The following is a 24,410-nucleotide window of genomic DNA, read 5'->3' on the forward strand; positions in this document are numbered from 1 at the left end:
TCTCCCCTCAAGCCGCTTTCTTGGCGACCGGAAAGGTCTTGGCATCAACGATCGTGAGGTCGGCGGACACTTTGCCGCGACGCCCATCCTCGAACTTGACCTCGGTTTCAATGTACTGATTCGGCTTGCCCGCGTAGAGCGCATCGATCAGCACCTTGTACTTCTCCGCAATGAAATTGCGGCGCACCTTGCGGGTACGGGTCAGTTCATCGTCATCCGGATCGAGTTCCTTGTGCAGCACGAGGAAGCGATGCACCTGCGAATCGGCCACCATGGCATCGTGGGCGAGACCGGCGTTGACCTCCTCGATGCAGGTCTTGATCAGTTCCAGCACCTGCGCCTTGCCCGCCAGATCGGTGTAACCGGCGTAGGCGATATTGCGGCGCTCCGCCCAGTTGCCGACTGCACCGATGTCGATGTTGATGAAGGCCGTGACCATGTCGCGGTCGTGGCCGAAGCAGACCGCTTCCTTCACGAAGGGATAGAACTTCAGCTTGTTTTCGATGTAGTTGGGCGCAAACATCGCCCCATTCGAGAGCTTGCCGACATCCTTGGCCCGGTCGATGATCTTGAGATGCCCGTCTTCGTCGAGGAAACCGGCATCGCCCGTCAGGAAGTAGCCATCGGCATTGATCGATTCGGCGGTGGCATCCGGGCGCTGGTAATACTCCTTGAGGAGCATCGCCCCTTTGACCAGGACTTCGCCGTTGTCGGCAATCTTGATCTCGACGCCGGGCGCCGGGGCGCCGACGGTGTCGGACTTGACCTGGCCATCCGGCTGCAGACAGACATAGGCGCAGGTTTCGGTCTGACCGTAGAGCTGTTTCAGATTGATCCCGATCGAGCGGTAGAACTTGAAGAGCTCCGGGCCGATTGCCGCACCGGCGGTGTACGCGACCTTGATGCGGCTCATGCCGAGCACGTTACGCAACGGCCCGTAGATCATCAGGCTGCCCAGCCAGTACTGGAAACGATCCGCCCCCGACACCGGCTTGCCGTCCAGAATATCGGCACCGCAGCGCTTTGCGACCTGCATGAAGTGGTGATAGAGCTTCTGCTTGATCGGACCGGCATCTTCCATGCGGATCTGAACTGAGGTCAGCAGGCTTTCGAACACGCGGGGCGGCGCAAAATAGTAGGTCGGGCCGATCTCGCGCAGGTCGGTCATCACCGTATCGGCCGATTCCGGGCAGTTGATCGTAAAACCGCAAACCAGCGACTGCGCGAAGGAAAAGAGGTGATCCCCGACCCAGGCCATCGGCAGGTAAGACAGGATGTCCCCATCCGCCCCCAGCTTGTCGACCTGAGCCCCGCCCTGCGCAGCGGCGATAAAGGCGGCGTGCGTCTGGCAGACTCCTTTGGGTTTCCCGGTTGTACCAGAGGTGTAGAGCATCACCGAGACATCATCGAAATGCCCTTGCTCGACTTCGGCGTTCAAGAAATCCGGATGGTTGCGATCATGGATGCGGCCCATTTCCATCAGTTCATGCACGTCATGCAGGAACGGCTGGTTGTAGTGACGCATGCCGCGCGGATCGTCGTAGACGATGTGCTCGAGGGTCGGCAACTGATCCTTGATTTCCAGGAGCTTGTCGACCTGTTCCTGATCCTCGACGATGGCGAAGCGGATGCCCGCATCCTGCAGGACGAAGAGCATCTCCGCCGCCACAGCGTCTTGGTACAGGGGCACGGGCACCCCGCCCAGACACTGGGCAGCACTCATCATCATGTAGAGATGAGGGCGGTTGTCACCGATGATGGCCAGGTTGTCGCCGCGCTTGAAACCAAGCGAAGCCAGACCGCAGGCGAGCGCGCGAACGCGTTCGGCCACGTCGGCCCAGGTCCAGGTCTGCCAGATGCCGAGATTCTTCTCGCGCATGGCCGGTGCCGCCGGACGTACCTGAGCATGATGGAACAGCAGGCGCGGGAAGGTATGCAACCCATCCAGCGCAGCGTAATTCACCTGCGTGGGCATTTCTTGTCTCCTCCGCCGCGACTCATTGTTCGCGGTCTTCCTCATGATCGATTCATTGTGGCGCCCGCTGTCTTACATGAACCTTGCATGGCGACACAATCGTTGTCGTGAGGCTAGTGTAGGCATGCCTTCTCCGTATAATTGTCGTTCGGCAGACAATCCGGAAAAAATCTTGAAAAACGTTGAGGAGTTGCTGCGCGCATCGCTCTGGGGGCAGGCCCTGACCGAAGCGGAATTTGATCGCGCACTGAGCGGAACCAGCGAACGCACCATTGCCGCGGGCGCATTCATCTGCATGAAAGGCGAGCCGGTTGACTACTGGATGGGCATCATTGATGGCCTGGGCAAGATGGCCAGCCACTGGACGACGGGCAAGACCACCTCGCTCACGGGCATCAGCACCGGCGCGTGGTTCGGTGAAGGTTCCCTGCTCAAGAAGGAGCCGCGCCGCTACGACGTGATGGCCATTCGCGAAACGCGGGTCGCCTACATGAGCCGCAGCACCTTCACGTGGCTGCTCGATAACAGCATTGCCTTCAACCGTTTCATGATCACGCAACTGAACGAGCGCCTCGGGCAGTTCATCGGGATGATGGAAAACGAGCGTCTGCTCGACATCGACACGCGCATTGCGCGGGTACTGGCAGCCCTGTTCAACCCGGTGCTCTATCCGGGCACGACGCACTTCCTGCAGATTTCACAGGAAGAACTGGGCTATCTGGCCGGCGTCTCCCGCCAGCGGGCCAATCAGGGCCTGAAAGTCCTTGAGGATGCCGGGCTGGTCAGGAGCGAATACGGCGGCATTCATGTTCTGAACCTGGACGGCCTGCGCAGCTTCGGGGATTAAGGCCGCGACAGGCACGGTCCGATCACCGCATTTTCATCCTCGGGCGACGGTCGACCGTCGCCCAAGTGCTTTTTTCAGCGCAGATAGCCCCAGCCGCGCAAGCGTGTCTGAGCGTACTGCGCAGCCTGGCCCTGCTGGCTGATGCGCAAATAGTTGGCGTAGAGACGGGCCGCCTCCTGACGATTACCCATCCCCTCCTGCGAGACCCCCTTCAGGAAGGTCACCCCGGCATCCCCGGGCAGCAGGCGATCGTACTGATCCAGACTGGCATAAGCCGCCCCCGGATCGCGCATGCTCAGGGACAACACCCCCGCCAGCTTGTGGGCTTGTGCCTCCTGCGGATAAATCCGCTTGGCGGATTCGGCATAGGGCAAGGCATCGTGACTGCGGTCCTGCGCCTGCAGGCATTGCGCCATACGCAGATTGGCGGCGTAATCAGCGGGCGTCCGTTTCAAGGCCTGCTTGAACTGGTCCTCCGCCACCGCATAACGTTTTCCGGAAAGGGCCGTCTCACCCTGCTGACAGGCTTCGATGGTCGGTTTGATCCGGCGCAGGCTGGCTATGTTGTCCATGAAGCGCTCGCGCCCATCGGGACTTGAGCGACTCGCGCCGTAGCGCTCGCTCGCCAGGCGGGCCGCCGTATCGCGGCGCTCGCGGCTCATCGGATGGGTAGCAAACATGGTTTGCAGCAGGTTGGGCTGGGACTTTTCCCCCCTGACCAGCAGTTCGTGCAGCCCCACCATCCCTTGGGCCGGGTAACCTGCCCGCACCATATATTCCTGGCCCAGGGCATCGGCTTCCCGCTCGTTATCGCGCGAGTAGCTGGAGAGCAAAGCGCTGGCGCCAAGCTGACTGCCCAGATTGACGAGGGTCCCCCACTCACTGCCTGCGGCAGCGATATTCGCACCGGCCACGGCCACTTGCGCAACCATCGCCTGCCCCTGTCGTTGTGCGGCATGACGGGCATTCACATGACCCAGTTCGTGCCCGAGGAGGGCGGCCAATTCAGCTTCGTTGTCGAGATCGACCAGGATGCCGCGCGTCACCCCGACCGCGCCGCCGGGGAATGTGTAGGCATTCACGTAGTTGGCGTTCAATACACGATAGGAATAGGGCATCTGCGGGCGATGCGTCCGTGCATCGAGGCGCTGGCCGATTTCACTGACATACGCGTTCACCGAGGCATCCTGAACCGGCCCCAGATCCTGCGAGAACTGGTGCGGCGCAACCCGGCGGTCGACCTGCTTTTCTTCATCCTCGCTCATGCCGACCAGGATGGAGCCGCCCCCCACCGGCGAGGTGGCGCAGCCGGAAACAGCCGCCGCGCCCATCAGCCACAAAAACTGACGCCGATTCAGGCGGTTGCGCTGCAGGTCATGGGCAAAAGCATGAAGGTCTTGGGACATGGAGAGGCACTCCGCAGAGAACGCAGAAACGTTGCATTGTCTTACAGCAGCGCGCCGGAATCCAATTCGCAAAAACAACAATAGTTATAAATATTACATTATTGTTATTTTTGTCTTATGATGCATTTATCCACCGTCACGAGGGCCACATCATGCCGCCCACCCTGGCTCGCGCCATCCGCCACCCCGCACTTGTTGCCCTGTCGGCTGCGCTCTGCACGACCGGCGTCCTGCTCAGCCTCGCCGATCTGCTGCCCAGCCTCCAGAGCTGGCGACAGCAATTCGGCACCCTGCCGGACCAAGGACACTGGCTCACCCTGCTGGGTGCGCCCGGCTTGCTCGTCGGCCTCTGGAGCAAGCCGGCCTGGCCCCCCGCTGATACGAAGACCGCTGGCAATCCGCCGCCAGCCGCACACAATGACCCGGACGAGCTCAAGCATGCCCTGGCACACGTGCAGCAGTTGATTCAGGGCGATTTCTCGGCCCCCCCGCCGCTGCCCACAGCCAGCCCGCTGCTTGAGGCCATCGACCGCCTGCGCCAACAATGCCTGGCGGCGGTCGCCGGCTCGGCGACGCCCGCCCCGGCAGGCGATTGGGCCAAGCTGAGCGGGCAGCAACGCCAGCTCGCTCAGGAACAGCACGCAAATGCCGCCCTCGCGGCGGTCCTCGGCCAAGTTGTCCAGAATGGCGAATTCGAGCTCGACCCCGCCGAGCACGGCCTGACGCAAAGTCCGGCCGGACGTGCCTGCCATGCCCTGCTCAGCCAACAAGCCATGGCATTGGGCGATATCGGGCGCTTGGCCAGCGCATTGGCCTGCGGTCGACTGTCCGAGCAGATCGAACATGCCTACCCCGGAAAATTGGGCCATGCCTGCGCGCAACTCAACGCCACCGTGGTCAGCCTGCGCGAGACGTTGGGACGGATCGACGCGGTGGTCGATACCGTTTCCAGCGCTGCCCGGGAAATCGCCGATGGCAACGATGCGCTGGCCTCGCGCACGCAAAGTCAGGCGGCCAGCCTCGAAGAGACCGCCAGCAGCATGGAGGAGATCAACGCCGTCGTGCAGCAGAACGCCCAGACGGCAGACCGCGTCATGCAATTCGTCACGCAGGCCACCGAGATGAGCCGTGGCGCCACCGCCACCATGGATGCCACGCGGCAAACCATGCGCGACCTGACCGAAAGCGCACGTCGCATTGAAAGCATCGTCGGCGTCATCGACGGTCTGGCTTTCCAGACCAATCTGCTGGCGCTGAACGCGGCCGTCGAAGCGGCACGTGCCGGCGAACACGGCAAAGGATTTGCCGTCGTGGCTTCGGAAGTGCGTACCCTGTCGCAACGCTCCAGTGAATCGGCCCAGGATATTCGCCGCCTGATCGCCGGCACCGTCAGCCATACCGGCGAGAGCATCCGTAGCGTCGAGTCGCTGAGCGACACCATGCGCCATCTGATCGAAACCATCCGTCAGATCAACGACAACATGCGCGATATCCAGACCGCATCGCAGGAGCAGGCCAGCGGGCTTGCCCAGGTCAGCGAGGCGATCATGCGCATCGACGACGCCACACAACAGACCAGCACCCAGGTCGATGGGGCGGCAAGTGCAACGCGGCAACTGTATGGACAAGCGCGCGGCCTGCACAACCTGTTGCAGGAATTCGATCTGGGCGTGGCCGGCGAAACCGCCCGCCGCATCCACCAGCAGATGCCCGAGCGTGTCCAGGATGCGGCCCAGCGGGTCGGCCAGCTGTGGGAAAAAGCCATCGCACGCGGCCTGCTGAGCATCGAGGAGCTGTTCGATCAGGAATATCTCCCCTTCGGCGATACCGAGCCCCCCAAGTACCACACCCGCTTCGATGCCGTGGCCGATCGCATCCTGCCCCGCCTCCAGGAACAGTTTGCCAACGAAGCGCCCTACCTCGCGTACGCCATCGCCTGCGACCACAATGGCTATGTTCCGACGCACAACCAGCGTTACTGCGAGGCGCTGACCGGTGACCCTGCCTATGACAAGGTTCACAACCGTACCAAGCGCATTTTCTCCGACCCGGTCGGCGTGCGCTGCGGCCGTCACCCGCTCCCATATCTGCTCCAGACCTACCGGCGCGATACCGGTGAAATCATGCACGACATCTCCGCGCCCATCTACGTGCAGGGGCGTCACTGGGGCGGCTTCCGGATCGGCTACAAAACGGTGCTTGCCTGACGGTCGACCGTCGCCCGACAATAAAAACGGCGGGGTACTTAGCCCCGCCGTCGTTTTTTGCCTCCTCCACCCTTGCAGGTTCGGAGTGCTGTTTTCCCTTACGGTCCGAAAACCTTACATGCTGCGACGATACTGACCGCCCACTTCGTAGAGGGTCGAGCTGATCTGACCCAGCGAGCAATATTTCACGGCATCGACGAGCACCGCGAAGACGTTGCCATCCTCGATCACCGTCTGCTTCAGCTTCTCCAGCATGGCCGGCGCCTTGTCGGCGTTGCGGGCCTGGAAGTCACGCAGGCGCTTGATCTGCGACTGCTTTTCTTCGTCGCTGGAACGGGCCAGTTCGATTTCCTGCTGGGCCATGCCCTTCGGATTGAGGAAGGTATTGACGCCGATGATCGGGTAGGAGCCGTCGTGCTTCTTGTGCTCGTAGTACATCGACTCTTCCTGAATCTTGCCGCGCTGGTAGCCGGTTTCCATGGCACCGAGCACGCCACCGCGCGAGGCGATGGCTTCGAATTCCTTGAGCACGGCTTCTTCGACCAGATCGGTCAGCTCGTCGATCACGAAAGCACCCTGGTTCGGGTTTTCGTTCTTCGAGACGCCCCATTCGCGGTTAATGATCAGCTGGATGGCCATGGCGCGGCGCACGGATTCCTCGGTCGGCGTGGTGATCGCTTCGTCGTAGGCGTTGGTGTGCAGCGAGTTGCAGTTGTCGTAGATGGCGATCAGCGCCTGCAGCGTGGTGCGGATGTCGTTGAAGTCCATTTCCTGGGCGTGCAGCGAACGGCCGGAGGTCTGGATGTGGTACTTCAGCTTCTGGCTGCGCTCGTTGGCACCGTACTTGTTCTTCATCGCAACGGCCCAGATGCGGCGGGCAACGCGGCCGATCACCGAATACTCGGGGTCCATGCCGTTACTGAAGAAGAAGGACAGATTGGGCGCGAAATCATCAATATGCATGCCGCGCGCCAGGTAGGACTCGACATAGGTGAAGCCGTTGGCCAGCGTGAAGGCGAGCTGGCTGATCGGGTTCGCACCGGCTTCGGCGATGTGGTAGCCGGAGATCGACACCGAGTAGAAATTCTGCACCTGGTTATGGACGAAGAATTCCTGGATGTCGCCCATCATCTTCAAGGCGAACTCGGTCGAGAAGATGCAGGTATTCTGGCCCTGGTCTTCCTTCAGGATGTCGGCCTGCACGGTGCCGCGCACCGACTTCAGCACCCATTCGCGGATCTTTTCGGCTTCGTCTTCGGTCGGCTCGCGGCCGTTATCGGCCTTGAACTTGGCCATCTGCTGGTCGATGGCGGTGTTGAAGAAGCAGGCCAGGATGATCGGGGCCGGACCGTTGATGGTCATCGAGACGGAAGTGGTCGGGCAGACCAGATCGAAACCGTCGTAAAGCACCTTCATGTCGTCCAGCGTCGCAATCGAGACACCGGAGTTACCGATCTTGCCGTAGATGTCCGGACGCTCATCCGGGTCGCAACCGTACAGCGTGACCGAGTCAAAGGCGGTGGAGAGGCGATGCGCCGGCATGCCCTCGGAGACCTTCTTGAAACGGCGGTTGGTACGGAAAGCATCGCCTTCGCCAGCGAACATGCGGGTCGGATCTTCACCTTCGCGCTTGAAGGCGAAGACGCCCGACGTGTAGGGGAAGGAACCCGGCACGTTTTCCTTCATCAGGAAGCGCAGGATTTCGCCGTCGTCGGTGTACTTCGGCAGGATGACCTTGCGGATCTTGGTGCCGGACAGCGATTCGGTGGTCAGCTTGGTGCGGATTTCCTTGTCGCGGATCTTCACCACGTATTCGTCACCGGAATAGGCTTCCAGCGTCTGCGGCCACATGTCGAGCAGCTTCTTGGCCTTGGCGTCCTGTTCGCTGTCCTTGAAGGCCTGCATTTCGTCGAAATCGACGGTCGACTTGTCGCAACCGGCAAAAATGCCCTTGGCGATGCGCAGGGACTGGCGCTCGCGGGCAATTTTGACCTGCTGGTCGGTATGGGCGTGATAACCGCGCACGCTGTCAGCGATCTCGGCCAGGTAACGGACGCGGGCGGTCGGGACGATGGCGCGGCTGGCCGACGACTGCTTGACGGTGACCAGCGGCAGCTTGCCGCCCTTGAGCTTCAGGCCCTTCTCGGAGAGTGCCGGCACCAGTGCCTGATAGAGGGCCGTCACGCCATCGTCGTTGAAGCGGGCCGCCATGGTGCCGAACACCGGCATGTCATCGGTCGGGGTCGTGAACAGTTCGCGGTTGCGCTGATATTGCTTGCGCACATCGCGCAGCGCATCTTCCGCGCCCTTACGGTCGAACTTGTTGATGGCCACGAAATCGGCGAAATCGAGCATGTCGATTTTTTCCAGCTGCGAAGCAGCACCGAATTCCGGGGTCATGACGTACATCGAGACATCGACAAATGGCACGATGGCGGCGTCGCCCTGACCGATACCCGAGGTTTCGACGATGACCAGATCAAAACCGGCCAGCTTGCAGGCGGCGATGACTTCCGGCAGCGCGGCGGAGATTTCGGAACCGGTGTCGCGGGTGGCCAGCGAGCGCATGAAGATGTTCGGATGCTCGATGGCGTTCATGCGGATGCGGTCGCCCAGCAGTGCGCCGCCGGTGCGCTTGCGCGACGGATCGATCGAGATCAGGCCGATCTTGACGCTGTCTTCCTGATCGAGGCGGAAACGACGGACGATTTCGTCGGTCAGCGAGGACTTGCCCGCACCGCCGGTACCGGTGATGCCGAGGACCGGAATTTCGGTGGTGGCGGCGGCCTTGAGCAGCGGCTCCTTGAGTTCCGGTGCGGCGCCGTTTTCGAGCAGGGTGATGACGCGTGCCAGCAGGCGGCGGTCACCGGCCTTGAGACCGGCCAAAGCCTGTTCGGCACTCGGCACACCTTCAACGGCCACGTTGTAATCGGACTGTTCGACCACCTCGTTGATCATGCCCTGCAGGCCCATCTTGACGCCGTCTTCCGGGGCGTAGATGCGGGTCACGCCATAGGCGTGCAGTTCCTTGATTTCGGCCGGGACGATCACACCGCCGCCGCCGCCGAAGACCTTGATGTTCTCGCCGCCGTTGGCTTTCAGCAGGTCGATCATGTACTTGAAGAATTCGACATGGCCGCCCTGGTAGGAGGTGATGCAGATGCCCTGCGCATCTTCCTGCAGCGCGGCATTGACGATTTCCTGCACCGAACGGTTGTGGCCGAGGTGAATCACCTCGGAGCCGGTCGATTGCAGGATGCGACGCATGATGTTGATGGAGGCGTCATGGCCGTCGAACAGCGAGGCCGCCGTGACGAAACGGACCTTGTTCTTCGGCTTGTACGGGGAAAGCTTCTTGGCAACAGACAGATCGGTCATGGCAATACGGCCTCGTGATCGGAAAAGAGGTGCCCATGGTATGCCCGCGTCCGCAGTGGTGCCATTGTGGTGCATGACGATAATCGTGCAAATTCCGCCAAGGTGATATGCTCCGACGGTCAACCGACCCTTCTGGCCCAAAATGGTGCACCGCACGATCCCCACCCCAACCATTCGCACGCAAGCCACTGTTGCAATGGGATTTGTTCTCGGCATGCTGGCCGGCCTGCGCCGCCGCGAGCTTGATCCAAGCCCTTTGCTGCACACCGCCGGGATTGATATTGCAGACACCGCCAGCCGTATCCCGATTGACCGCTACGCCGCCCTCTATAACCTGTTGACCCGCCGCATGGATGACGAAGGCTTCGGCCTCTTTGCCCAGCCGATGCGCGTCGGCAGCTTCGAATTCCTGTGCCGCGCCTGCCTTTCCGCCCCGACCCTGGCCGAGGCCCTGGCCCGGGCCAGCCGCTTCCTGCGCCTAGTCTTGCCCGATCTCGCCATCGGTATCCGGCGCAAGGGCGAACATGCAGAACTGGTCATCGCCGAAACCCGCCATCTGAACCCGGAAGTCGATGACCCGGCCCGCGTTTTCGCCTTCGAATGGCTGCTTCGCCTGCTGCACGCGCTGTCCTGCTGGCTGGCCGGACGCAGCATCATGCTCGACAGCGTGATCTTCCCGTATCGCCGCCCCGGCCACGCCGACGACTACGCCCTGATCTTCACCGAGGATTCGCGTTTCATGCCCACCGTCCCCGGCGGCATGGGCACGCTGGTCGCCAGCTTCAATGCCAACCTGCTCGATCTGCCGCTGCGCCGCGACGAGGCGGCCCTGAGCACCTTCCTCGATGGTGCGCCCGGCAAGATCACCATGCTCTACCGGCGTGACCGCGAGATGGTCATCCGCGTGCGTGACCTGCTGCGCAACACCCTGCCCGCACCGCTCAGTCTGGACGACATCGCCGATCGTCTGCACATGTCCCCCCGCACCCTGCACCGACGCCTGGAGGACGAGGGCTCCAGTTTTCGCGGCATCAAGGATGCGCTCCGGCGCGACATGGCCCTCGCCCGCCTGACCAAGACGCGCGACTCGGTCGCCCGGGTGGCGACCGAACTGGGCTATGCTGACACCTCCGCCTTTTACCGCGCCTTCGTGGAATGGACCGGCATGTCTCCGGTGCAGTACCGCAAGCGCCTGCTTCAGCAAAATCAATGAATACGACTCGCCCCCGCCCCAGGCTGCGCCGCCGCCTGCTTGCCAGCCTCGGCCTGAGCCTGGCCCTCGGTCTGCATGCGCCCCTGCAGGCTGCCGGCTTGCTCGACAAGGAAATTCACTTCACGGAAGCCGAAGTGCAGGCCGAACTCGACAAACGCGGCCCGCTTGAAAAGCGTTATGGCGATTTGCTCACGGCCAGCCTGCCGCAAGCGCCGACGATTCGCCTCGGCCAACCGGAGGGCCGGGCCACCGTGCTGGCCCGCGTACACCTCAGTCTGGGCGGCGCCCCGGCCGTCCCCGTGGATTTGAAAGGCACGGCGGGGCTGCGTTACGACGAAGCCGGCAAGGCCTTCTATCTCGATCAGCCGGAAGCGGAATCGGTCGATGCCCCCGCGCTGGCGCCGGAATACCGCGGCATCATCCGCCAGGCACTGAGCCAGTTGATGCGCAGCTATTTCCGCAAGCAGCCGCTTTATCGCCTGCGGGAAGATGCCAGCCCACAGGAGGCCACGGCCCGCTGGCTGCTGCGCTCAGTCCGCATCGAGCGCGGGCAGGTCGTGGCCGTGTTATCGCCGCTCTGACGACGGTCGACCGTCGTCAGCGGCCAAAATCAGGCTTGTTCTTCGCGGGCGTACGGTTCGCGCAGATCAACCGGCTTGACGGCCTTCTTGCGCATGCGGATGTTGAGCATCTCGACCCCGACCGAGAACGCCATCGCGAAGTAGATGTAACCCTTCGGCACATGGTGGCCAAAACCATCCGCCAGCAGCACCACACCAACGACAACCAGGAAGGACAGGGCCAGCATCTTGATCGTCGGGTGGTTGGAAACGAAGTCACCGATCGATTTCGCAAAGAGCATCATCAGGCCGACCGACGCGACCACCGCCGCAATCATCACGCCCACCTGGCTGACCATGCCCACGGCAGTGATGATCGAGTCGAGCGAGAACACTAGGTCGATCACGATGATCTGGGCGATCACCCCGGCAAAGGTCGAGGCCACCTTGCGGGACTCCCCGCCCTCTTCGCCTTCCAGCAACTGATGCACTTCGCCGGTACTTTTCCAGATCAGGAAGAGGCCACCGCCGATCAGGATCAGGTCACGCCCGGAAATGCCGTGTTCGAAGAGTGTCAGGACCGGCTCGGTCAGGCCAACGATCCAGGACAACAGGAGCAACAGCGCAATACGCATGAACATGGCCAGGAAGAGGCCGATCTTGCGCGCCAGCTCGCGTTTTTCCGGCGGCAGCTTGTCCACCAGAATGGAAATGAAAATGATGTTATCGATCCCGAGCACCAGTTCCAGCGCAGTCAGCGTGAAAAAAGCGATCAGGATTTCCGGCGAGAGCAGGAATTCAAGCATGGACCCCTCCGTTGGGCAGAAATGTTATCCGCGCATTGTAGGGGGAAGCCGGTGGCGAACCCTCAGGATTCGCCACACAAAGCCTTCGTAAAAAATGGAATCAGCCCAGGTGGGACAGGAAAGCCCGCGTCCGCGGATGGCTCGGCGCCGCGAAGAAGGTGGCGGGCGCGCCACTCTCGACGATGTCGCCGCCATCCATGAAGATGACCCGGGTCGACACATCGCGGGCAAAGCCCATTTCGTGCGTGACGACGAGCATGGTCATGTGTTCCTCGGCGAGCTGACGCATGGTGCGCAACACCTCGACGGTCAACTCCGGATCGAGGGCCGAAGTCGGCTCGTCGAACAGCATGATGTCGGGTGCCATGGCCAGGGCCCGGGCAATCGCCACGCGCTGTTTCTGGCCACCGGACAACTGGGACGGATAAGCCGAACACTTGGCAAAGAGGCCGACCTTGCGCAGGAGTTCCTCGGCCACCGGCACGATGGCATCGCGCGACATCCCCTTCACGGTCATCGGCGCCTCGATCAGATTGTCGAGCACGGAGAGGTGCGGAAACAGGTTGAAGTGCTGGAAGACCATGCCCATCTTGGCGCAGATGCGGCGGGCTTCCTTGTCCGCCACATAGCGGCAGGTACCGGCGGCATCGGTGCTGACCAGGGTCTCCCCCTCGATGACGATCTCGCCCCGATCAATACGTTCCAGCTGGTTGAGACAGCGCAGGAAGGTGCTTTTGCCGGAGCCTGAGGGACCGATCACGGCCACGACTTCCCCCTTGCCGATCTCCAGCGAGACCCCCTTGAGCACCTCATGCTCGCCAAAGCGCTTGTGCAGGTTGCGGGCGGAAATCATCGGCTCAGTCGTCATAGACGGCATATTTCTTCTCCAGACGCATGAAGCCCCAGGTCAGGAGCAGGGTCATGACCAGATAAAACGCAGCAGCCACCACAAAGGGCATGGTCGTGAAATCACGCTGTACGATGCCGCGCGCGGCGCGCAACAGGTCATTCATGGCCAGCACGTAGATCAGCGACGTATCCTTGACCAGGGTGATGGTCTCGTTGCTCATTGGCGGCAGGATGCGCTTGACCATCTGCGGCAGGATGATGCGGCGCATGGTCTGGGCCCGGCTCATGCCAAGCACCTGCGCCGCTTCGTACTGCCCCTTGCCGATGGACTGAATGCCGGCCCGGAAAATCTCGGCAAAGTAGGCGGCATAGTTGAGCACGAAGGCAAGGATGGCCGCCGGAAAGTCCGGCAGGCGGATGCCGATCACCGGCACGAACGGCAAGGCAAAATAGATGAAGAGCATCTGCAGCATGAGCGGCGTGCCGCGCATCAGCCAGATGTAGCCGGCGACCGCCGTGCTGGCTGCCCGAAAGCGGGAGAGCCGGAGCAGCGCCAGCGCGAGCCCGAGCGGCACCGCCAGCACCAGGGTCGCACCGAATACCTGCAGCGTGACCGCCGTCCCCTCCAGCAGGGGACCCATGATCTTGAGAATGTAATCCATGGCCTATCGCCAGTGAGCCCGGCTGTCGGCCGGGTCGCCCGTTCCGGCCTGGCATGCAGGCCGGAACGGGCAAAAGCCGCTTACTTGACGATGTCCTTGCCGAACCACTGGGTGGAGATGCGGGCGGCAGCGCCGTCCTTCTTCATCTCGTCCATGGCCTTCTGGAGCTTGGCGAGCAGGTCGGCATCGTCCTTGCGCACGCCGACACCGTATTCTTCGGTACCGAAATGCTCATCGAGGATGGCGTAATCGCCCGGCTTCTTGGCGGTGTAGTAACGGCCCACCACCTCATCGACGACCAGCGCATCGAGACGACCGGTCGACAGGTCCATCAGGGCGGTGACGTTGTCGCCGAATTTCTTCAGTTCCTTGACCGTCTTGCCGGCCGGATCCTTGTCGATGGCTTCCACTGCGCTGGAGCCTTCTTGCACGCCGATGGTCTTGCCGGCCAGGTCGGCCTTGGTCTTGATCGCGGAGGCCGCGGTCACGATGACGATCTGACGGTTTTCAAGGTACGGCGTCGTAAACGCGATCTTTTCCTTGCGCGGCTCGGTGATGGTCAGGCCGTTCCACAGCACATCGACGCGCTTGCCACCGAGTTCGGCTTCCTTGGCGTTCCAGTCGATGGGCTTGAATTCGACTTCCGCACCCAGACGCTTGGCGGCTTCGCGGGCCAGATCGATGTCGAAGCCAACCAGCGCGCCTTTTTCGTCACGGAAGCCCATCGGCGGGAAATTGTCGTCCAGACCAACGACGATTTTGGTCACGGCAGCCGGTGCCGGCGCGGCGGCAGCCGGGGCTTCTTCTTTCTTGCCGCAGGCCGAGAGAATCAGGCCGGCCGAAACAGCCAGCGCAAACAGGGAGAGGGTTTTCTTCATGATTGAGTCCATCCTAGGGTCATCGGGGGGCGATCATTGCCATACGGCACGCCGAACCCGCCATTTTCCGCCCTTCGCCGGGGGCTTTCAACCGTGAAAACCCGTAGACGGCAAAGAAAAAGGCCGCCTGTGGCGCAGGCGGCCTCGTCTCAAGGGGAAATCAGCGGATTTGCAGCACGCTGTCGTCCCAGCTCGGATGCTTGGCGTAGCCGAGCAGGTTGGCCACCGTGGCGGCAATGCTCGACAAGCCGGCGGTCTCGGTTTGCTGCAGGCCGAGTTGGCCGCCGGTGGCGTAATCCGCCAGGATCAGCGGCACCGGGTTCAGGGTATGCGCGGTCTTGGCCTTGAAGCTGCCATCCTTGTTCATGGCCGGTTGCTTGGTCTTCTTGTCCAGTTCGAACATCTCGTCCGCATTGCCGTGGTCGGCCGTGATCAGGGCAACACCACCTGCCGCTTCAACCGCCTTCAAAAGCCGGCCCAGGGAGAGGTCGACCGCCTCGACCGCGATGCGGGCCGCTTCGAAGTTGCCGGTATGACCGACCATATCGCCATTCGCGAAATTGCAGCGCAACACCTTGTGTTGCCCCGAGCGCACGGCGGCGATCATGGCATCGGCGATTTCAGCCGCCTTCATCCAGGGACGCTGCTCGAAGGGGACGACATCGCTGGGGACTTCTTCCCAGGTTTCGCCCTCGAACTTGCCGGAGCGGTTGCCGTTCCAGAAATAGGTCACGTGGCCGAACTTCTGGGTTTCCGAACAGGCGTACTGGGCCAGACCGAGCTTGCTGAACCATTCGCCCGCCGTGTTCTTGATCGCCGGCGGCGCCACCAGGAAACGCTTCGGCAGCTGCAGGTCGCCGTCGTACTGGAGCATCCCGGCGAAGGTCACCTGCGGATAGCGGACGCGGTCGAATTCCTTGAAATCGGCTTCGACGAAGGCACGCGTGATCTCGATGGCGCGGTCACCCCGGAAGTTGAAGAAGACCACGGCGTCGCCATCCTCGACGGTCCCGATCGGCTGGCCGTTCTCGGCAATCACGAACTCCGGCAGATCCTGATCGATGGTGCCCGGATTTTGCTCGCGCAGACCGTTGACCGCCGCCGTCGCATTGGCGAACTGCGGGCCCTCGCCCAGCACATGGGTACGCCAGCCTTTGTCGACCATCGGCCAGTTGGCATCGTAGCGATCCATTGTGATGTACTGACGGCCGCCGCCCGAGGCGATGCGGGCATCGAAGCCGTCGGAGGACAGTTCGGCCAGGAAGGCTTCGAACGGCACCACGTACTCCAGGGCACTGGTTTCCGGCACATCGCGGCCATCCAGCAGCGCATGAATGCGCACGGTCGGCACACCTTCTTCCTTGGCACGCACCACCATGGCCTTCAGGTGATCGATGTGGCTGTGCACATTACCGTCGGAAAACAGACCGATGAAGTGCAGCACGCCGCGCCCGGCCTTGGCCCCTGCAACGATCTGCTGCCAGGCCTCGCCCTGCCAGATGGCGCCTTCGGCGATGGCATTGGCGACCAGGGCAGCACCCTGGGCATACACCTGGCCGGCGCCGATGGCATTGTGGCCGACTTCGGAATTGCCCATGTCGTCATCGGAGGGCATGCCGACGGCAGTCCCGTGCGCACGCAGACGGATGTTCGGGGCTTCGGCGAAGAGGCGGTCCAGATTGGGTTTGCGGGCAGCGGCAATGGCGCTCCCGACATCGGTCTTCGGCAGGCCGTAGCCGTCCATGACGATCACGACAACCGGCCCGGCAACACCGGGGAAGGAGGCAAGCTTTTCAAGCATGGGGGTCTTCCGGAAAGGGCGGCCGACAGGCGGCCCGCCTGAACAATAAAAGGCTTATTTTACCGCGCCCTCGGCTGCCGCGCGCCGCGCCTGCTGCCAGGCCAGAATGGCTTGCGTGGCATGGGCCATGATGGCCTGATAACGCTCGGCCGGCAGGGCCTGACGCAAGGATTCGAAGAGACGTTGCGTGTTGCTGTGTGCCAGCGCCGGCAAAGGGGTATCGGCATCGAGCAGACGGGACTGGATATGCGCCAGGGTATCGGCCAGGAGCCGCCAGCCCAGGGTCGGCATCCGGTCGTTGAGGGCGAGCATCAGATTACCGAGGGATTGCAGCATGCGCTCGGCATCGGCATCTTCCTCGCTGAGCGCCATGGCATGCCAGAGCGCCATGTGGATGGCGCGGCGCAGCTCGATCTTGAAATCGACCGCATCGGCCTCGATGGCCTCGATCTGCGAAAAATAGAATTGGAAGCGGGCATCGGCACGCGCATCCTGGCGGCTGCGCAAGGCGCCGATCAAGGCGGACAAGGCCGGCATCGCCGTCAGATTGAAGCTCTGGGTATAGGCCAGCCCCCATTGATCGAGACCGCTGATCAACAAGGCCAGGCGGAGGGCCTGTGCTTCCTCGCCCTCTGCCGCCTGGCACCAGTTGCTGCAGCGGCCTTCGACCGTCTGCAGGGTTTGCCCGAGATCCGTGGTTTCCGGCTCGAAGGCCTGCCGGAAGATGCCGGTGAACACATCTTGCGCCATGCGTGCAGCCTGACGCTGGATCGCCTGTGGCGCGAGGGAAACGAGGGCATCAACGGGAATCTGGGCAGCAGCGGTCATGGCATCTGGCGTATTCGAAGGGCGAAAGGCGTGCATTTTAAAGGCTGGATGCCGGTGCGTCAGCCGCGCTATGGGATAATTGCCGCCTTGTTGCATATTCTCCACAGGCATGGCCAAGGATTCTCCGATTCAATTCAAGGGCACGTCCCTGAAAATCATTCAGGCACAGTTGCGGACCGCCAATCTTGACGATCTGCACTGGGCACTCGCCGACCTCACCGGCAATGCACCTGATTTCTTCGAAAACGACCTCGCGGTGCTCGACTTCACCGGGCTGGACGCTCTGCCCGATGCGGTCGACTGGGCGGGCCTGCGCCAGTTGCTGGCCCGCTCCGGGCTGCATGCCGCCGCGACGCTCGGCCTTACCGAAGATCAGGCACGCGCAGCTACGGCAGCCGGCCTCCCGGCAATTTCGGCTGATGCACTGAGTCGACCGCAGAAAAGCCGCCCCGCCTCGGAACCCGAGCCCGCCCCGCCGCCACCGGCCGCGGCCGCGCCGCAGCCCGAACCGCCCCCCGTCCCGACGGCACCGGAGCCCGCGCCTCAGCCCGCACCGGAGCCGCCGCCGCGCACGATCACGCTCGACAAACCGTTGCGCTCCGGCCAGCGCTTTTATGCCAAGGGCTGCGACCTGATCGTCACGGCCATGGTCAGCGCCGGGGCCGAAGTCATCGCTGACGGCAACATCCATGTTTATGCGCCCCTGCGCGGTCGTGCGCTGGCCGGCGCCAGCGGCGACAAACACGCCCGCATTTTCACGACCAGCCTGGAGGCCGAACTGGTCTCCGTGGCAGGCTTGTACCGGACCTTCGAGCAAGGCGTCCCGGCCGAGCTGGCACGCCAGCCCGCGACGATCAGCCTGATCGGCGATGGCAACGAAGCGCGCCTAAACATCGCGCCGCTCGCCCTGCGCTAATGTCATTCAGCTAAAATCAACCAATCAACCCCCTCACCCAGCGAGTACTCACCGTGACCCGTATCATCACCGTAACCTCCGGCAAAGGCGGCGTCGGCAAGACCACCACCAGCGCCAGCTTCTCCACCGGCCTCGCCCTGCGCGGCTTCAAGACCGTCGTCATCGACTTTGACGTGGGCCTGCGCAACCTGGACCTGATCATGGGTTGCGAACGCCGTGTGGTGTATGACCTGATCAACGTCATCAACGGTGAAGCCACGCTGAACCAGGCGATGATCAAGGACAAGCACTGCGAGAACCTCTTCGTCCTGCCCGCATCGCAAACCCGCGACAAGGATGCGCTCTCCGAAGAAGGCGTAGAAAAGGTCCTGAAGGACCTCGAGCACATGGGCTTCGATTACATCGTCTGCGATTCGCCGGCCGGCATCGAGCACGGCGCCATCATGGCCCTGACCTTCGCCGACGAGGCCGTCGTCGTGACCAACCCGGAAGTTTCGTCGGTGCGCGACTCCGACCGCATCCTCGGCATCCTGCAGGCCAAGTCCCGCCGCGCCCTGGAAGGCCGCGAGCCGGTCAAGGAACACCTGCTCATCACCCGCTACAACCCGGGCCGCGTCGAAGCCGGCGAAATGCTCTCCTACAAGGACATCCAGGAAATCCTGCGCGTGCCCATCATCGGCGTCATTCCGGAATCCGAAGAAGTCCTGCAGGCCTCCAACCAGGGCTCGCCGGTCATTCACCAGCAGGACAGCGAGGCCGCCGAAGCCTATCAGGACGTGATTGCCCGCTTCCTGGGCGAAGACAAACCCTTGCGCTTTGTCGACTACGTGAAGCCGGGTCTGTTGAAGCGTCTGTTCGGAGGCAAGTGATATGTCCCTCCTGTCGATGCTCTTCGGCAACAAGCCGAAAACGGCCGCCGTCGCCAAGGAGCGACTGCAGCTGATCATCGCCCGCGAGCGCGATGGTGCCGGCGGTAGCGCCGACTTTCTGCCCGATCTTCAGCGCGACCTGATCAACGTGATCTCGAAGTACGTGAAGGTCAATCCGGACGACATCCGCGTGTCGCTGGAAAAGCAGGACCGCTTTGAGGTTCTGGAAGTGAATATCGTCCTGCCCGATCAGGGCTGACGACTGAAATCAGGCGGTCACCGACGGTCGACCGCCTGATCACAACGAAAATCAGAACAGTTCGATATCGCTGTAGTCCTGGGTCTTGAAGACCCCGGCAGCGACCAGTTCCTGATAATCGTAAATGCGGTTGCGGCCATCCTGCTTGGCTTGGTACAGACTGCGGTCGGCCCGGCTCAAGACCTCCACCGGCAGGATTTCCGGCTCGATCTGGGCGTAACCGATACTGATCGTGATCTTGTCCACGCGCGGGAAGCTGTAGGCTTCGACCGCCAGACGCACCCGCTCGAAAATATTGTGGGCAATCGCGGCATTTTCAGCCGAGACAATGGCCACGAATTCCTCGCCGCCGTAGCGATAGAGCAGGTCCGTTGAGCGGAAGGTGTTCGACATCAGGCGGGCGACCAGCAGCAGAATCTCATCCCCGACCATGTGGCCAAAGGTGTCATTCACAGACTTGAAGTGATCGATATCGATCACCGCCAGCCAGTAACACCCAGACGGCATGTCACGCCGCCCCGCCTCATGCTCATCAAAGCTGTCGGGGCGCGACAGCAGGCTCCACAGGCGATCGAAACTGCTTTCGAGCGCCTGGCGGTTGAGCAAGCCGGTCAAGCGGTCGCGCTGGCTGACATCGAGCAGGGCATAGTAATTGGAGAAGACTTCCAGGACACCGCGGATGATAGTGTCTTCCTGCGGGGAAACCTCGCGGTCGCGCTCGAAGACGAAATAGCCGCAGACTTCATTGCCACCAAAAATCGGATAGGCCACCGCAACGCCCGCCTCCTGACGGCGGGTACAGGGCTTGCGGAGCAGACGAACGTTGTCGGTCAGGGCAATGATGTCCTTGGGGACATCCGCCAGATTCAGGACTTCTTCGATCCGCTCGACCATGCGCTCGACGCCATCCACTTCGACCATCTTGGAGCGATGGTAGTGAATGACACGGATGATGTTTTGCTGATCGTCGGTACGGTAGAGCGCCGTATCCAGTACGCCGAGGAGCGGCCCCAAAGTACGCAGCAGACTCTGCTCCAGCACCTCGGTATCGCGGATCGACGTCATCTGGCCGAGTTTGCCCAAAAGCCCCGGCACTTTGATTTTCTGGTTGGGATCGCCAGCCAGTATACGTTCGCTACTCATGTCCTGCCCCTGCATTCCTGCGGACCGGCCAGTATAGCCACTATGTCCTTGGTAATACACAGGTTATCAGGAAACGAGGGGTTTACCTAGGCGAAAAAAAGGGAGCCCGAAGGCTCCCAAAGAACGAGACGACGGCATTTGCTGTTCTCCGAAGTCTCACCCGCAGAGTCGATGTATCTGAGCGGGCACGATGCAAAACTCACATGTTCGGGTAGTTTGGCCCGCCCCCGCCTTCCGGCACCGTCCAGTTGATGTTCTGGGTCGGATCCTTGATGTCACAGGTCTTGCAGTGCAGACAGTTCTGACCGTTGATCTGGAGGCGCGGCTGACCTTCTTCCTCGCCGAGGATTTCGTACACCCCGGCCGGGCAGTAGCGCGTCTCCGGCGCACCGAACTTGGCGTAATTCACGCTGATCGCCACGCTCTCATCCTTCAGGCGCAGATGGCACTGCTGGTTTTCCTCGTGGTTCGTGGCCGAGAGAAAAACGGAAGAGAGACGATCGAAGCTGATCTTGCCGTCCGGCTTGGGATAATTGATTTTCGGATAGCTGTTCTTGTCGCCCAGCTGGGTGTGGTCATCGTGATGACGCATGGTCCAGGGTGCCTTGCCGCCGAACAGGAAGGTATCCACGGCGCCATAGGCCAAACCGCCCCACAAGCCCCACTTGAAGGCCGGACGGATGTTGCGGACCTTGTACAACTCGGCCCACAACCAGCTTTGCTTGATCTGCTCGCCGTATTCGGTGGCTTCCGGCCCGGCATTGTCCTTGCCGAGATGCGCGAAGACCGCTTCGGCCGCGATCATGCCGGACTTCATCGCCATGTGCGTGCCCTTGATCTTCGGCACGTTCAGGAAACCTGCCGTATCGCCGACCAGCACGCCGCCCGGGAAGTTTAGCTTGGGCACGGACTGATAGCCGCCTTCCGAAAGGGCACGCGCGCCGTAGGAAATGCGGCGGCCGCCTTCGAAGAAGTGGCGGATGGACGGATGCGTCTTGTAACGCTGGAATTCCTCAAACGGCGACAGCCACGGATTCTGGTAGTCGAGGCCGACCACGAAACCGACGGCGACGAGGTTGTCTTCCAGGTGATACAGGAAGGAGCCGCCATAGGTATCGGACGACATCGGCCACCCCACGGTATGCACGATGAGCCCCGGCTGGTGCTTGGCCGGATCGATTTCCCAGAGTTCCTTGATGCCGATCCCGTAGGTCTGGGGATCAACGCCGTCACGCAGGTTGAAGGTGGACCACAGTGACTTGGTCAACGAACCACGGCAGCCTTCCGCGAAAATGGTCTGCTTGGCATGGAGTTCCATTCCCGGCTGGAAATTGTGCGTTTGCTCGCCATCCTTGCCGATACCCATGTCACCCGTGGCGACGCCCTTGACCGAGCCATCCTCGTGATAGAGGACTTCGGCAGCAGCAAAGCCGGGATAGATTTCGACCCCCAGCGCCTCGGCCTGCTCACCCAACCAGCGGCACAGGTTGCCCAGGCTGATGATGTAGTTGCCGTGATTGGACATCTGCGGCGGCGTCGGCAGTTTGAATGAGCCGCCTTCGGTCAGGAACAGGAAACGGTCTTCACCAGCCGCCGTGTTGAGGGGCGCACCGCGCTCCTTGTAATCGGGGAAGAGTTCGGCCAGGGCGTGCGGCTCGAGGACCGCGCCGGAAAGGATGTGGGCGCCGATTTCGGAGCCTTTTTCCAGCAGGCAGACAGACAGTTCGCGGCCTTGTTCTTCGGCCAATTGCTTGAGACGGATCGCAGCAGACAAGCCCGAGGGGCCGCCGCCAACGATCACGACGTCGTATTCCATGGCATCGCGATCGGTGCGCATGTGTTCTCCTGAGGGTTGAAAGAAACCGGCCACCGCTTGGGTGGCCGGTTCATCCTGACTGAAACGCTTAGAACAGGGCTTCGTCGAGACCGAAGGTCGAGGCAGCGCCCTGCATCACTTCCTGCGCGCAGGCTGCAGCGAACGGCAGCTGGTGCGCAGCGAAGTAGTTGGCGGTCGCCAGCTTGGCTTCGTAGAAACGGTCATCGCTGCCGGCATTCAGGCGCTGCACGGCAACCAGGGCCGACTTCGCCATCAGCCAGCCGCCGGTGACGATACCGGTCAGCTTGAGGAAGGGGACGGAACCAGCATGCACGGCCTGCGGATTGCTGTCGTAGGTCGCCAGAATCCAGTCGGATGCGGTCGACAGTGCAGCAATGCCGTTTTTCAGGTTTTCCGCGATGGCCTTCAGACGGTCATCGGTCGCCACCAGCTCGGCCACGGTCGCATTCATTTCGGCCAGCATGGCCTTCATGGAGGCGCCCGGCACCTTTTCGCGCGCCAGCTTGCGGCCAACGAGGTCGTTCGCCTGGATGGCGGTCGTACCTTCGTAAATGGTCGTGATGCGGGAGTCACGGTAGTACTGGGCTGCACCGGTTTCCTCGACGAAACCGACACCGCCGAAGACCTGCAAGGCGGTCGAGGACAGCTCGACACCCTGCTCGGTGCTCCAGCCCTTGACGACCGGGGTCAGCAGGTCGATACGGGATTGGGCAGCGGCATCACCGGCATGAGCCTTGTCGATCTGGGCAGCGGCGTAATAGGCAACGGTACGCATGGCTTCGGTACGGGCCTTGCACTCCATGAGCAGGCGGCGCACATCCGGGTGGTGCAGGATGGGCTTCTTCTCGCCGGACTTGTCGCCAACGATGGCACCCTGGATACGCTCCTTGGCGTACCAGAGGGCGTGCTGGTAGGCACGCTCGGCAATGCCGACACCTTCCAGACCGACGTTCACACGGGCGTGGTTCATCATCGTGAACATGTAGCTGACGCCCTTGTTCTCTTCACCGATCAGGTAACCGATGGCACCGTCGTTGTCGCCGTAGGACATGACGGCGGTCGGGCTACCGTGGATACCGAGCTTGTGCTCGATGGAGGAACAGATCAGGTCGTTGCGCGCGCCCAGCGAGCCATCGTCGTTCACCAGGAACTTCGGCACCAAGAACAGGGAAATCCCCTTCAATCCCGGCGGGGCATCCGGCAGGCGGGCCAGCACGAGGTGAACAATGTTTTCAGCCACATCGTTTTCACCCCAGGTGATGAAGATCTTGGTTCCGGTGATGCGGAAGGTGCCGTCGGCAGCGCGGGCTGCCTTGGTGCTGATCGCGGCCAGGTCGGAGCCGGCGTTCGGCTCGGTCAGGTTCATCGTGCCAGTCCAGGTGCCTTCGACCATCTTCGGCAGATACTTCTGCTTCAGTTCGTCAGAGGCGTGGTGGGCGATGGCTTCGATGGCGCCGGAGGTCAGCATCGGGCACAGGGCGAAAGCCATGTTGGCCGACTTCCACATTTCATTGACGGCCATCGTGACCACGGCCGGCAGGCCCTGACCACCGATTTCCGGGGCAAACGGCATGGCGCTCCAGCCGGTTTCGCAGAACAGCTTGTACGCATCCTTGAAGCCCGGGGCGGTCGTCACGACGCCGTCCTTGCAGACGGAACCGACGGTATCGCCACCGCGGTTGATCGGATCCAGCACGCCGGAAGCAAACTTGGCGGCTTCTTCCAGAATGGATTCAACCAGTTCAACCGAACACTCTTCATTACCCGGCAGTGCACAAACTTCGTCCAGACCGGCGACGTCTTTCAGGATGAACTGCATGTCGCGCAGCGGGGCGGTGTAATTGCTCATTCCTTATCTCCTACGGGTTCGTTCTTGCTTTTGTAAATCAGACAGCCGCGACCAGTTGCGGCACGGTTTCGAACAGATCGGCGACGAGGCCGTAATCCGCAACCTGGAAGATCGGCGCATCCGGATC

General features: G+C 62.0%; 19 protein-coding genes. 7 read left to right on the forward strand and 12 right to left on the reverse strand.

Annotated elements, in window-relative coordinates; all coding sequences use genetic code 11:
* Positions 1-7 precede the first annotated feature (7 nt).
* On the reverse strand, positions 8-1,975 hold the full coding sequence (locus tag AACO21_RS10355) for an AMP-binding protein (protein WP_346192442.1): 1,968 nt from the start codon (positions 1,973-1,975) through the stop codon (positions 8-10).
* A gap of 172 nt (positions 1,976-2,147) precedes the next feature.
* Here AACO21_RS10355 and AACO21_RS10360 point away from each other — a divergent pair, with 172 nt between their 5' ends.
* Positions 2,148-2,822: a Crp/Fnr family transcriptional regulator gene (locus AACO21_RS10360; RefSeq protein ID WP_346192443.1), complete on the forward strand. Its 675-nt coding sequence runs from the start codon at positions 2,148-2,150 to the stop codon at positions 2,820-2,822.
* Positions 2,823-2,896: 74 nt separating this feature from the next.
* Here AACO21_RS10360 and AACO21_RS10365 read toward each other — a convergent pair whose 3' ends face one another.
* Positions 2,897-4,228 (reverse strand): M48 family metalloprotease, encoded by a 1,332-nt coding sequence (locus AACO21_RS10365; protein ID WP_346192444.1) that lies wholly within the window; start codon positions 4,226-4,228, stop codon positions 2,897-2,899.
* 152 nt (positions 4,229-4,380) lie between these two features.
* Between AACO21_RS10365 and AACO21_RS10370 the strand changes: the two genes are divergently transcribed.
* The gene (locus AACO21_RS10370) at positions 4,381-6,435 is read left to right on the forward strand and encodes a methyl-accepting chemotaxis protein (protein ID WP_346192445.1); all 2,055 of its coding nucleotides are present in this window, start codon (positions 4,381-4,383) and stop codon (positions 6,433-6,435) included.
* Between the two features lie 114 nt (positions 6,436-6,549).
* On the opposite strand, the gene icmF is transcribed toward AACO21_RS10370, so the two are convergent.
* Positions 6,550-9,813 carry a fused isobutyryl-CoA mutase/GTPase IcmF gene (gene icmF, locus AACO21_RS10375; protein WP_346192446.1) on the reverse strand — a complete coding sequence of 1,088 codons (3,264 nt, stop codon included), beginning with the start codon at positions 9,811-9,813 and terminating at the stop codon, positions 6,550-6,552.
* A gap of 196 nt (positions 9,814-10,009) precedes the next feature.
* On the opposite strand from icmF, the gene AACO21_RS10380 reads away from it, so the two are divergent.
* Positions 10,010-11,026 carry an AraC family transcriptional regulator gene (locus AACO21_RS10380; protein WP_346192447.1) on the forward strand — a complete coding sequence of 339 codons (1,017 nt, stop codon included), beginning with the start codon at positions 10,010-10,012 and terminating at the stop codon, positions 11,024-11,026.
* Entirely contained in the window at positions 11,023-11,607 is a 585-nt protein-coding gene (locus AACO21_RS10385; RefSeq protein WP_346192448.1) for a DUF1439 domain-containing protein, read from the forward strand. The genes AACO21_RS10380 and AACO21_RS10385 overlap by 4 nt, the downstream gene beginning before the upstream one ends.
* Before the next feature lie 29 nt (positions 11,608-11,636).
* Here the strand turns inward: AACO21_RS10385 and AACO21_RS10390 are convergent, their stop codons facing one another.
* From AACO21_RS10390 to AACO21_RS10415, 6 genes are all read right to left on the reverse strand, one after another.
* Complete coding sequence (locus AACO21_RS10390) at positions 11,637-12,392, reverse strand: TerC family protein (protein WP_346192449.1); 756 nt, start codon at positions 12,390-12,392, stop codon at positions 11,637-11,639.
* 100 nt (positions 12,393-12,492) lie between these two features.
* Positions 12,493-13,245 carry an amino acid ABC transporter ATP-binding protein gene (locus AACO21_RS10395; protein WP_346192463.1) on the reverse strand — a complete coding sequence of 251 codons (753 nt, stop codon included), beginning with the start codon at positions 13,243-13,245 and terminating at the stop codon, positions 12,493-12,495.
* Between the two features lie 4 nt (positions 13,246-13,249).
* On the reverse strand, positions 13,250-13,903 hold the full coding sequence (locus AACO21_RS10400) for an amino acid ABC transporter permease (RefSeq protein ID WP_346192450.1): 654 nt from the start codon (positions 13,901-13,903) through the stop codon (positions 13,250-13,252).
* A gap of 80 nt (positions 13,904-13,983) precedes the next feature.
* Complete coding sequence (locus AACO21_RS10405) at positions 13,984-14,781, reverse strand: amino acid ABC transporter substrate-binding protein (RefSeq protein ID WP_346192451.1); 798 nt, start codon at positions 14,779-14,781, stop codon at positions 13,984-13,986.
* 160 nt (positions 14,782-14,941) lie between these two features.
* Entirely contained in the window at positions 14,942-16,582 is a 1,641-nt protein-coding gene (gene gpmI, locus AACO21_RS10410; protein ID WP_346192452.1) for a 2,3-bisphosphoglycerate-independent phosphoglycerate mutase, read from the reverse strand.
* Between the two features lie 54 nt (positions 16,583-16,636).
* Entirely contained in the window at positions 16,637-17,446 is an 810-nt protein-coding gene (locus AACO21_RS10415) for a hypothetical protein (RefSeq protein ID WP_346192453.1), read from the reverse strand.
* A gap of 73 nt (positions 17,447-17,519) precedes the next feature.
* Between AACO21_RS10415 and minC the strand changes: the two genes are divergently transcribed.
* From minC to minE, 3 genes are read left to right on the forward strand one after another with little or no spacing between them, the layout of a single operon-like run.
* Positions 17,520-18,326 carry a septum site-determining protein MinC gene (minC, locus tag AACO21_RS10420; RefSeq protein ID WP_346192454.1) on the forward strand — a complete coding sequence of 269 codons (807 nt, stop codon included), beginning with the start codon at positions 17,520-17,522 and terminating at the stop codon, positions 18,324-18,326.
* 53 nt (positions 18,327-18,379) lie between these two features.
* Entirely contained in the window at positions 18,380-19,195 is an 816-nt protein-coding gene (minD, locus tag AACO21_RS10425) for a septum site-determining protein MinD (RefSeq protein ID WP_346192455.1), read from the forward strand.
* A 1-nt stretch (position 19,196) separates the two neighbouring features.
* Entirely contained in the window at positions 19,197-19,454 is a 258-nt protein-coding gene (gene minE, locus AACO21_RS10430; RefSeq protein WP_346192456.1) for a cell division topological specificity factor MinE, read from the forward strand.
* A gap of 51 nt (positions 19,455-19,505) precedes the next feature.
* Here the strand turns inward: minE and AACO21_RS10435 are convergent, their stop codons facing one another.
* The 3 genes from AACO21_RS10435 to AACO21_RS10445 form a co-directional block, all read right to left on the reverse strand.
* Entirely contained in the window at positions 19,506-20,597 is a 1,092-nt protein-coding gene (locus AACO21_RS10435) for a GGDEF domain-containing protein (RefSeq protein WP_346192457.1), read from the reverse strand.
* Between the two features lie 199 nt (positions 20,598-20,796).
* Positions 20,797-22,434: an electron transfer flavoprotein-ubiquinone oxidoreductase gene (locus AACO21_RS10440; protein WP_346192458.1), complete on the reverse strand. Its 1,638-nt coding sequence runs from the start codon at positions 22,432-22,434 to the stop codon at positions 20,797-20,799.
* 67 nt (positions 22,435-22,501) lie between these two features.
* Positions 22,502-24,283, reverse strand: coding sequence for an acyl-CoA dehydrogenase C-terminal domain-containing protein (locus AACO21_RS10445; RefSeq protein WP_346192459.1), 1,782 nt, complete (start codon positions 24,281-24,283; stop codon positions 22,502-22,504).
* Between the last annotated feature and the right edge of the window lie 127 nt (positions 24,284-24,410).

The organism is Dechloromonas sp. ZS-1 (genome assembly GCF_039649255.1).
In the GTDB taxonomy this organism is placed as follows: Bacteria; Pseudomonadota; Gammaproteobacteria; order Burkholderiales; family Rhodocyclaceae; genus Azonexus.

Coding starts and splice junctions, on each gene's coding strand:
- AACO21_RS10445 (WP_346192459.1), bottom strand. CDS start 24,283: ATGAGCAATTACACCGCCCCGCTGCGCGACATGCAGTTCATCCTGAAA.
- AACO21_RS10405 (WP_346192451.1), bottom strand. CDS start 14,781: ATGAAGAAAACCCTCTCCCTGTTTGCGCTGGCTGTTTCGGCCGGCCTG.
- AACO21_RS10400 (WP_346192450.1), bottom strand. CDS start 13,903: ATGGATTACATTCTCAAGATCATGGGTCCCCTGCTGGAGGGGACGGCG.
- icmF (WP_346192446.1), bottom strand. CDS start 9,813: ATGACCGATCTGTCTGTTGCCAAGAAGCTTTCCCCGTACAAGCCGAAG.
- gpmI (WP_346192452.1), bottom strand. CDS start 16,582: ATGCTTGAAAAGCTTGCCTCCTTCCCCGGTGTTGCCGGGCCGGTTGTC.
- AACO21_RS10380 (WP_346192447.1), top strand. CDS start 10,010: ATGGGATTTGTTCTCGGCATGCTGGCCGGCCTGCGCCGCCGCGAGCTT.
- AACO21_RS10440 (WP_346192458.1), bottom strand. CDS start 22,434: ATGCGCACCGATCGCGATGCCATGGAATACGACGTCGTGATCGTTGGC.
- AACO21_RS10395 (WP_346192463.1), bottom strand. CDS start 13,245: ATGATTTCCGCCCGCAACCTGCACAAGCGCTTTGGCGAGCATGAGGTG.
- AACO21_RS10435 (WP_346192457.1), bottom strand. CDS start 20,597: ATGAGTAGCGAACGTATACTGGCTGGCGATCCCAACCAGAAAATCAAA.
- AACO21_RS10385 (WP_346192448.1), top strand. CDS start 11,023: ATGAATACGACTCGCCCCCGCCCCAGGCTGCGCCGCCGCCTGCTTGCC.
- minC (WP_346192454.1), top strand. CDS start 17,520: ATGGCCAAGGATTCTCCGATTCAATTCAAGGGCACGTCCCTGAAAATC.
- AACO21_RS10370 (WP_346192445.1), top strand. CDS start 4,381: ATGCCGCCCACCCTGGCTCGCGCCATCCGCCACCCCGCACTTGTTGCC.
- AACO21_RS10415 (WP_346192453.1), bottom strand. CDS start 17,446: ATGCACGCCTTTCGCCCTTCGAATACGCCAGATGCCATGACCGCTGCT.
- AACO21_RS10355 (WP_346192442.1), bottom strand. CDS start 1,975: ATGCCCACGCAGGTGAATTACGCTGCGCTGGATGGGTTGCATACCTTC.
- AACO21_RS10365 (WP_346192444.1), bottom strand. CDS start 4,228: ATGTCCCAAGACCTTCATGCTTTTGCCCATGACCTGCAGCGCAACCGC.
- AACO21_RS10390 (WP_346192449.1), bottom strand. CDS start 12,392: ATGCTTGAATTCCTGCTCTCGCCGGAAATCCTGATCGCTTTTTTCACG.
- minE (WP_346192456.1), top strand. CDS start 19,197: ATGTCCCTCCTGTCGATGCTCTTCGGCAACAAGCCGAAAACGGCCGCC.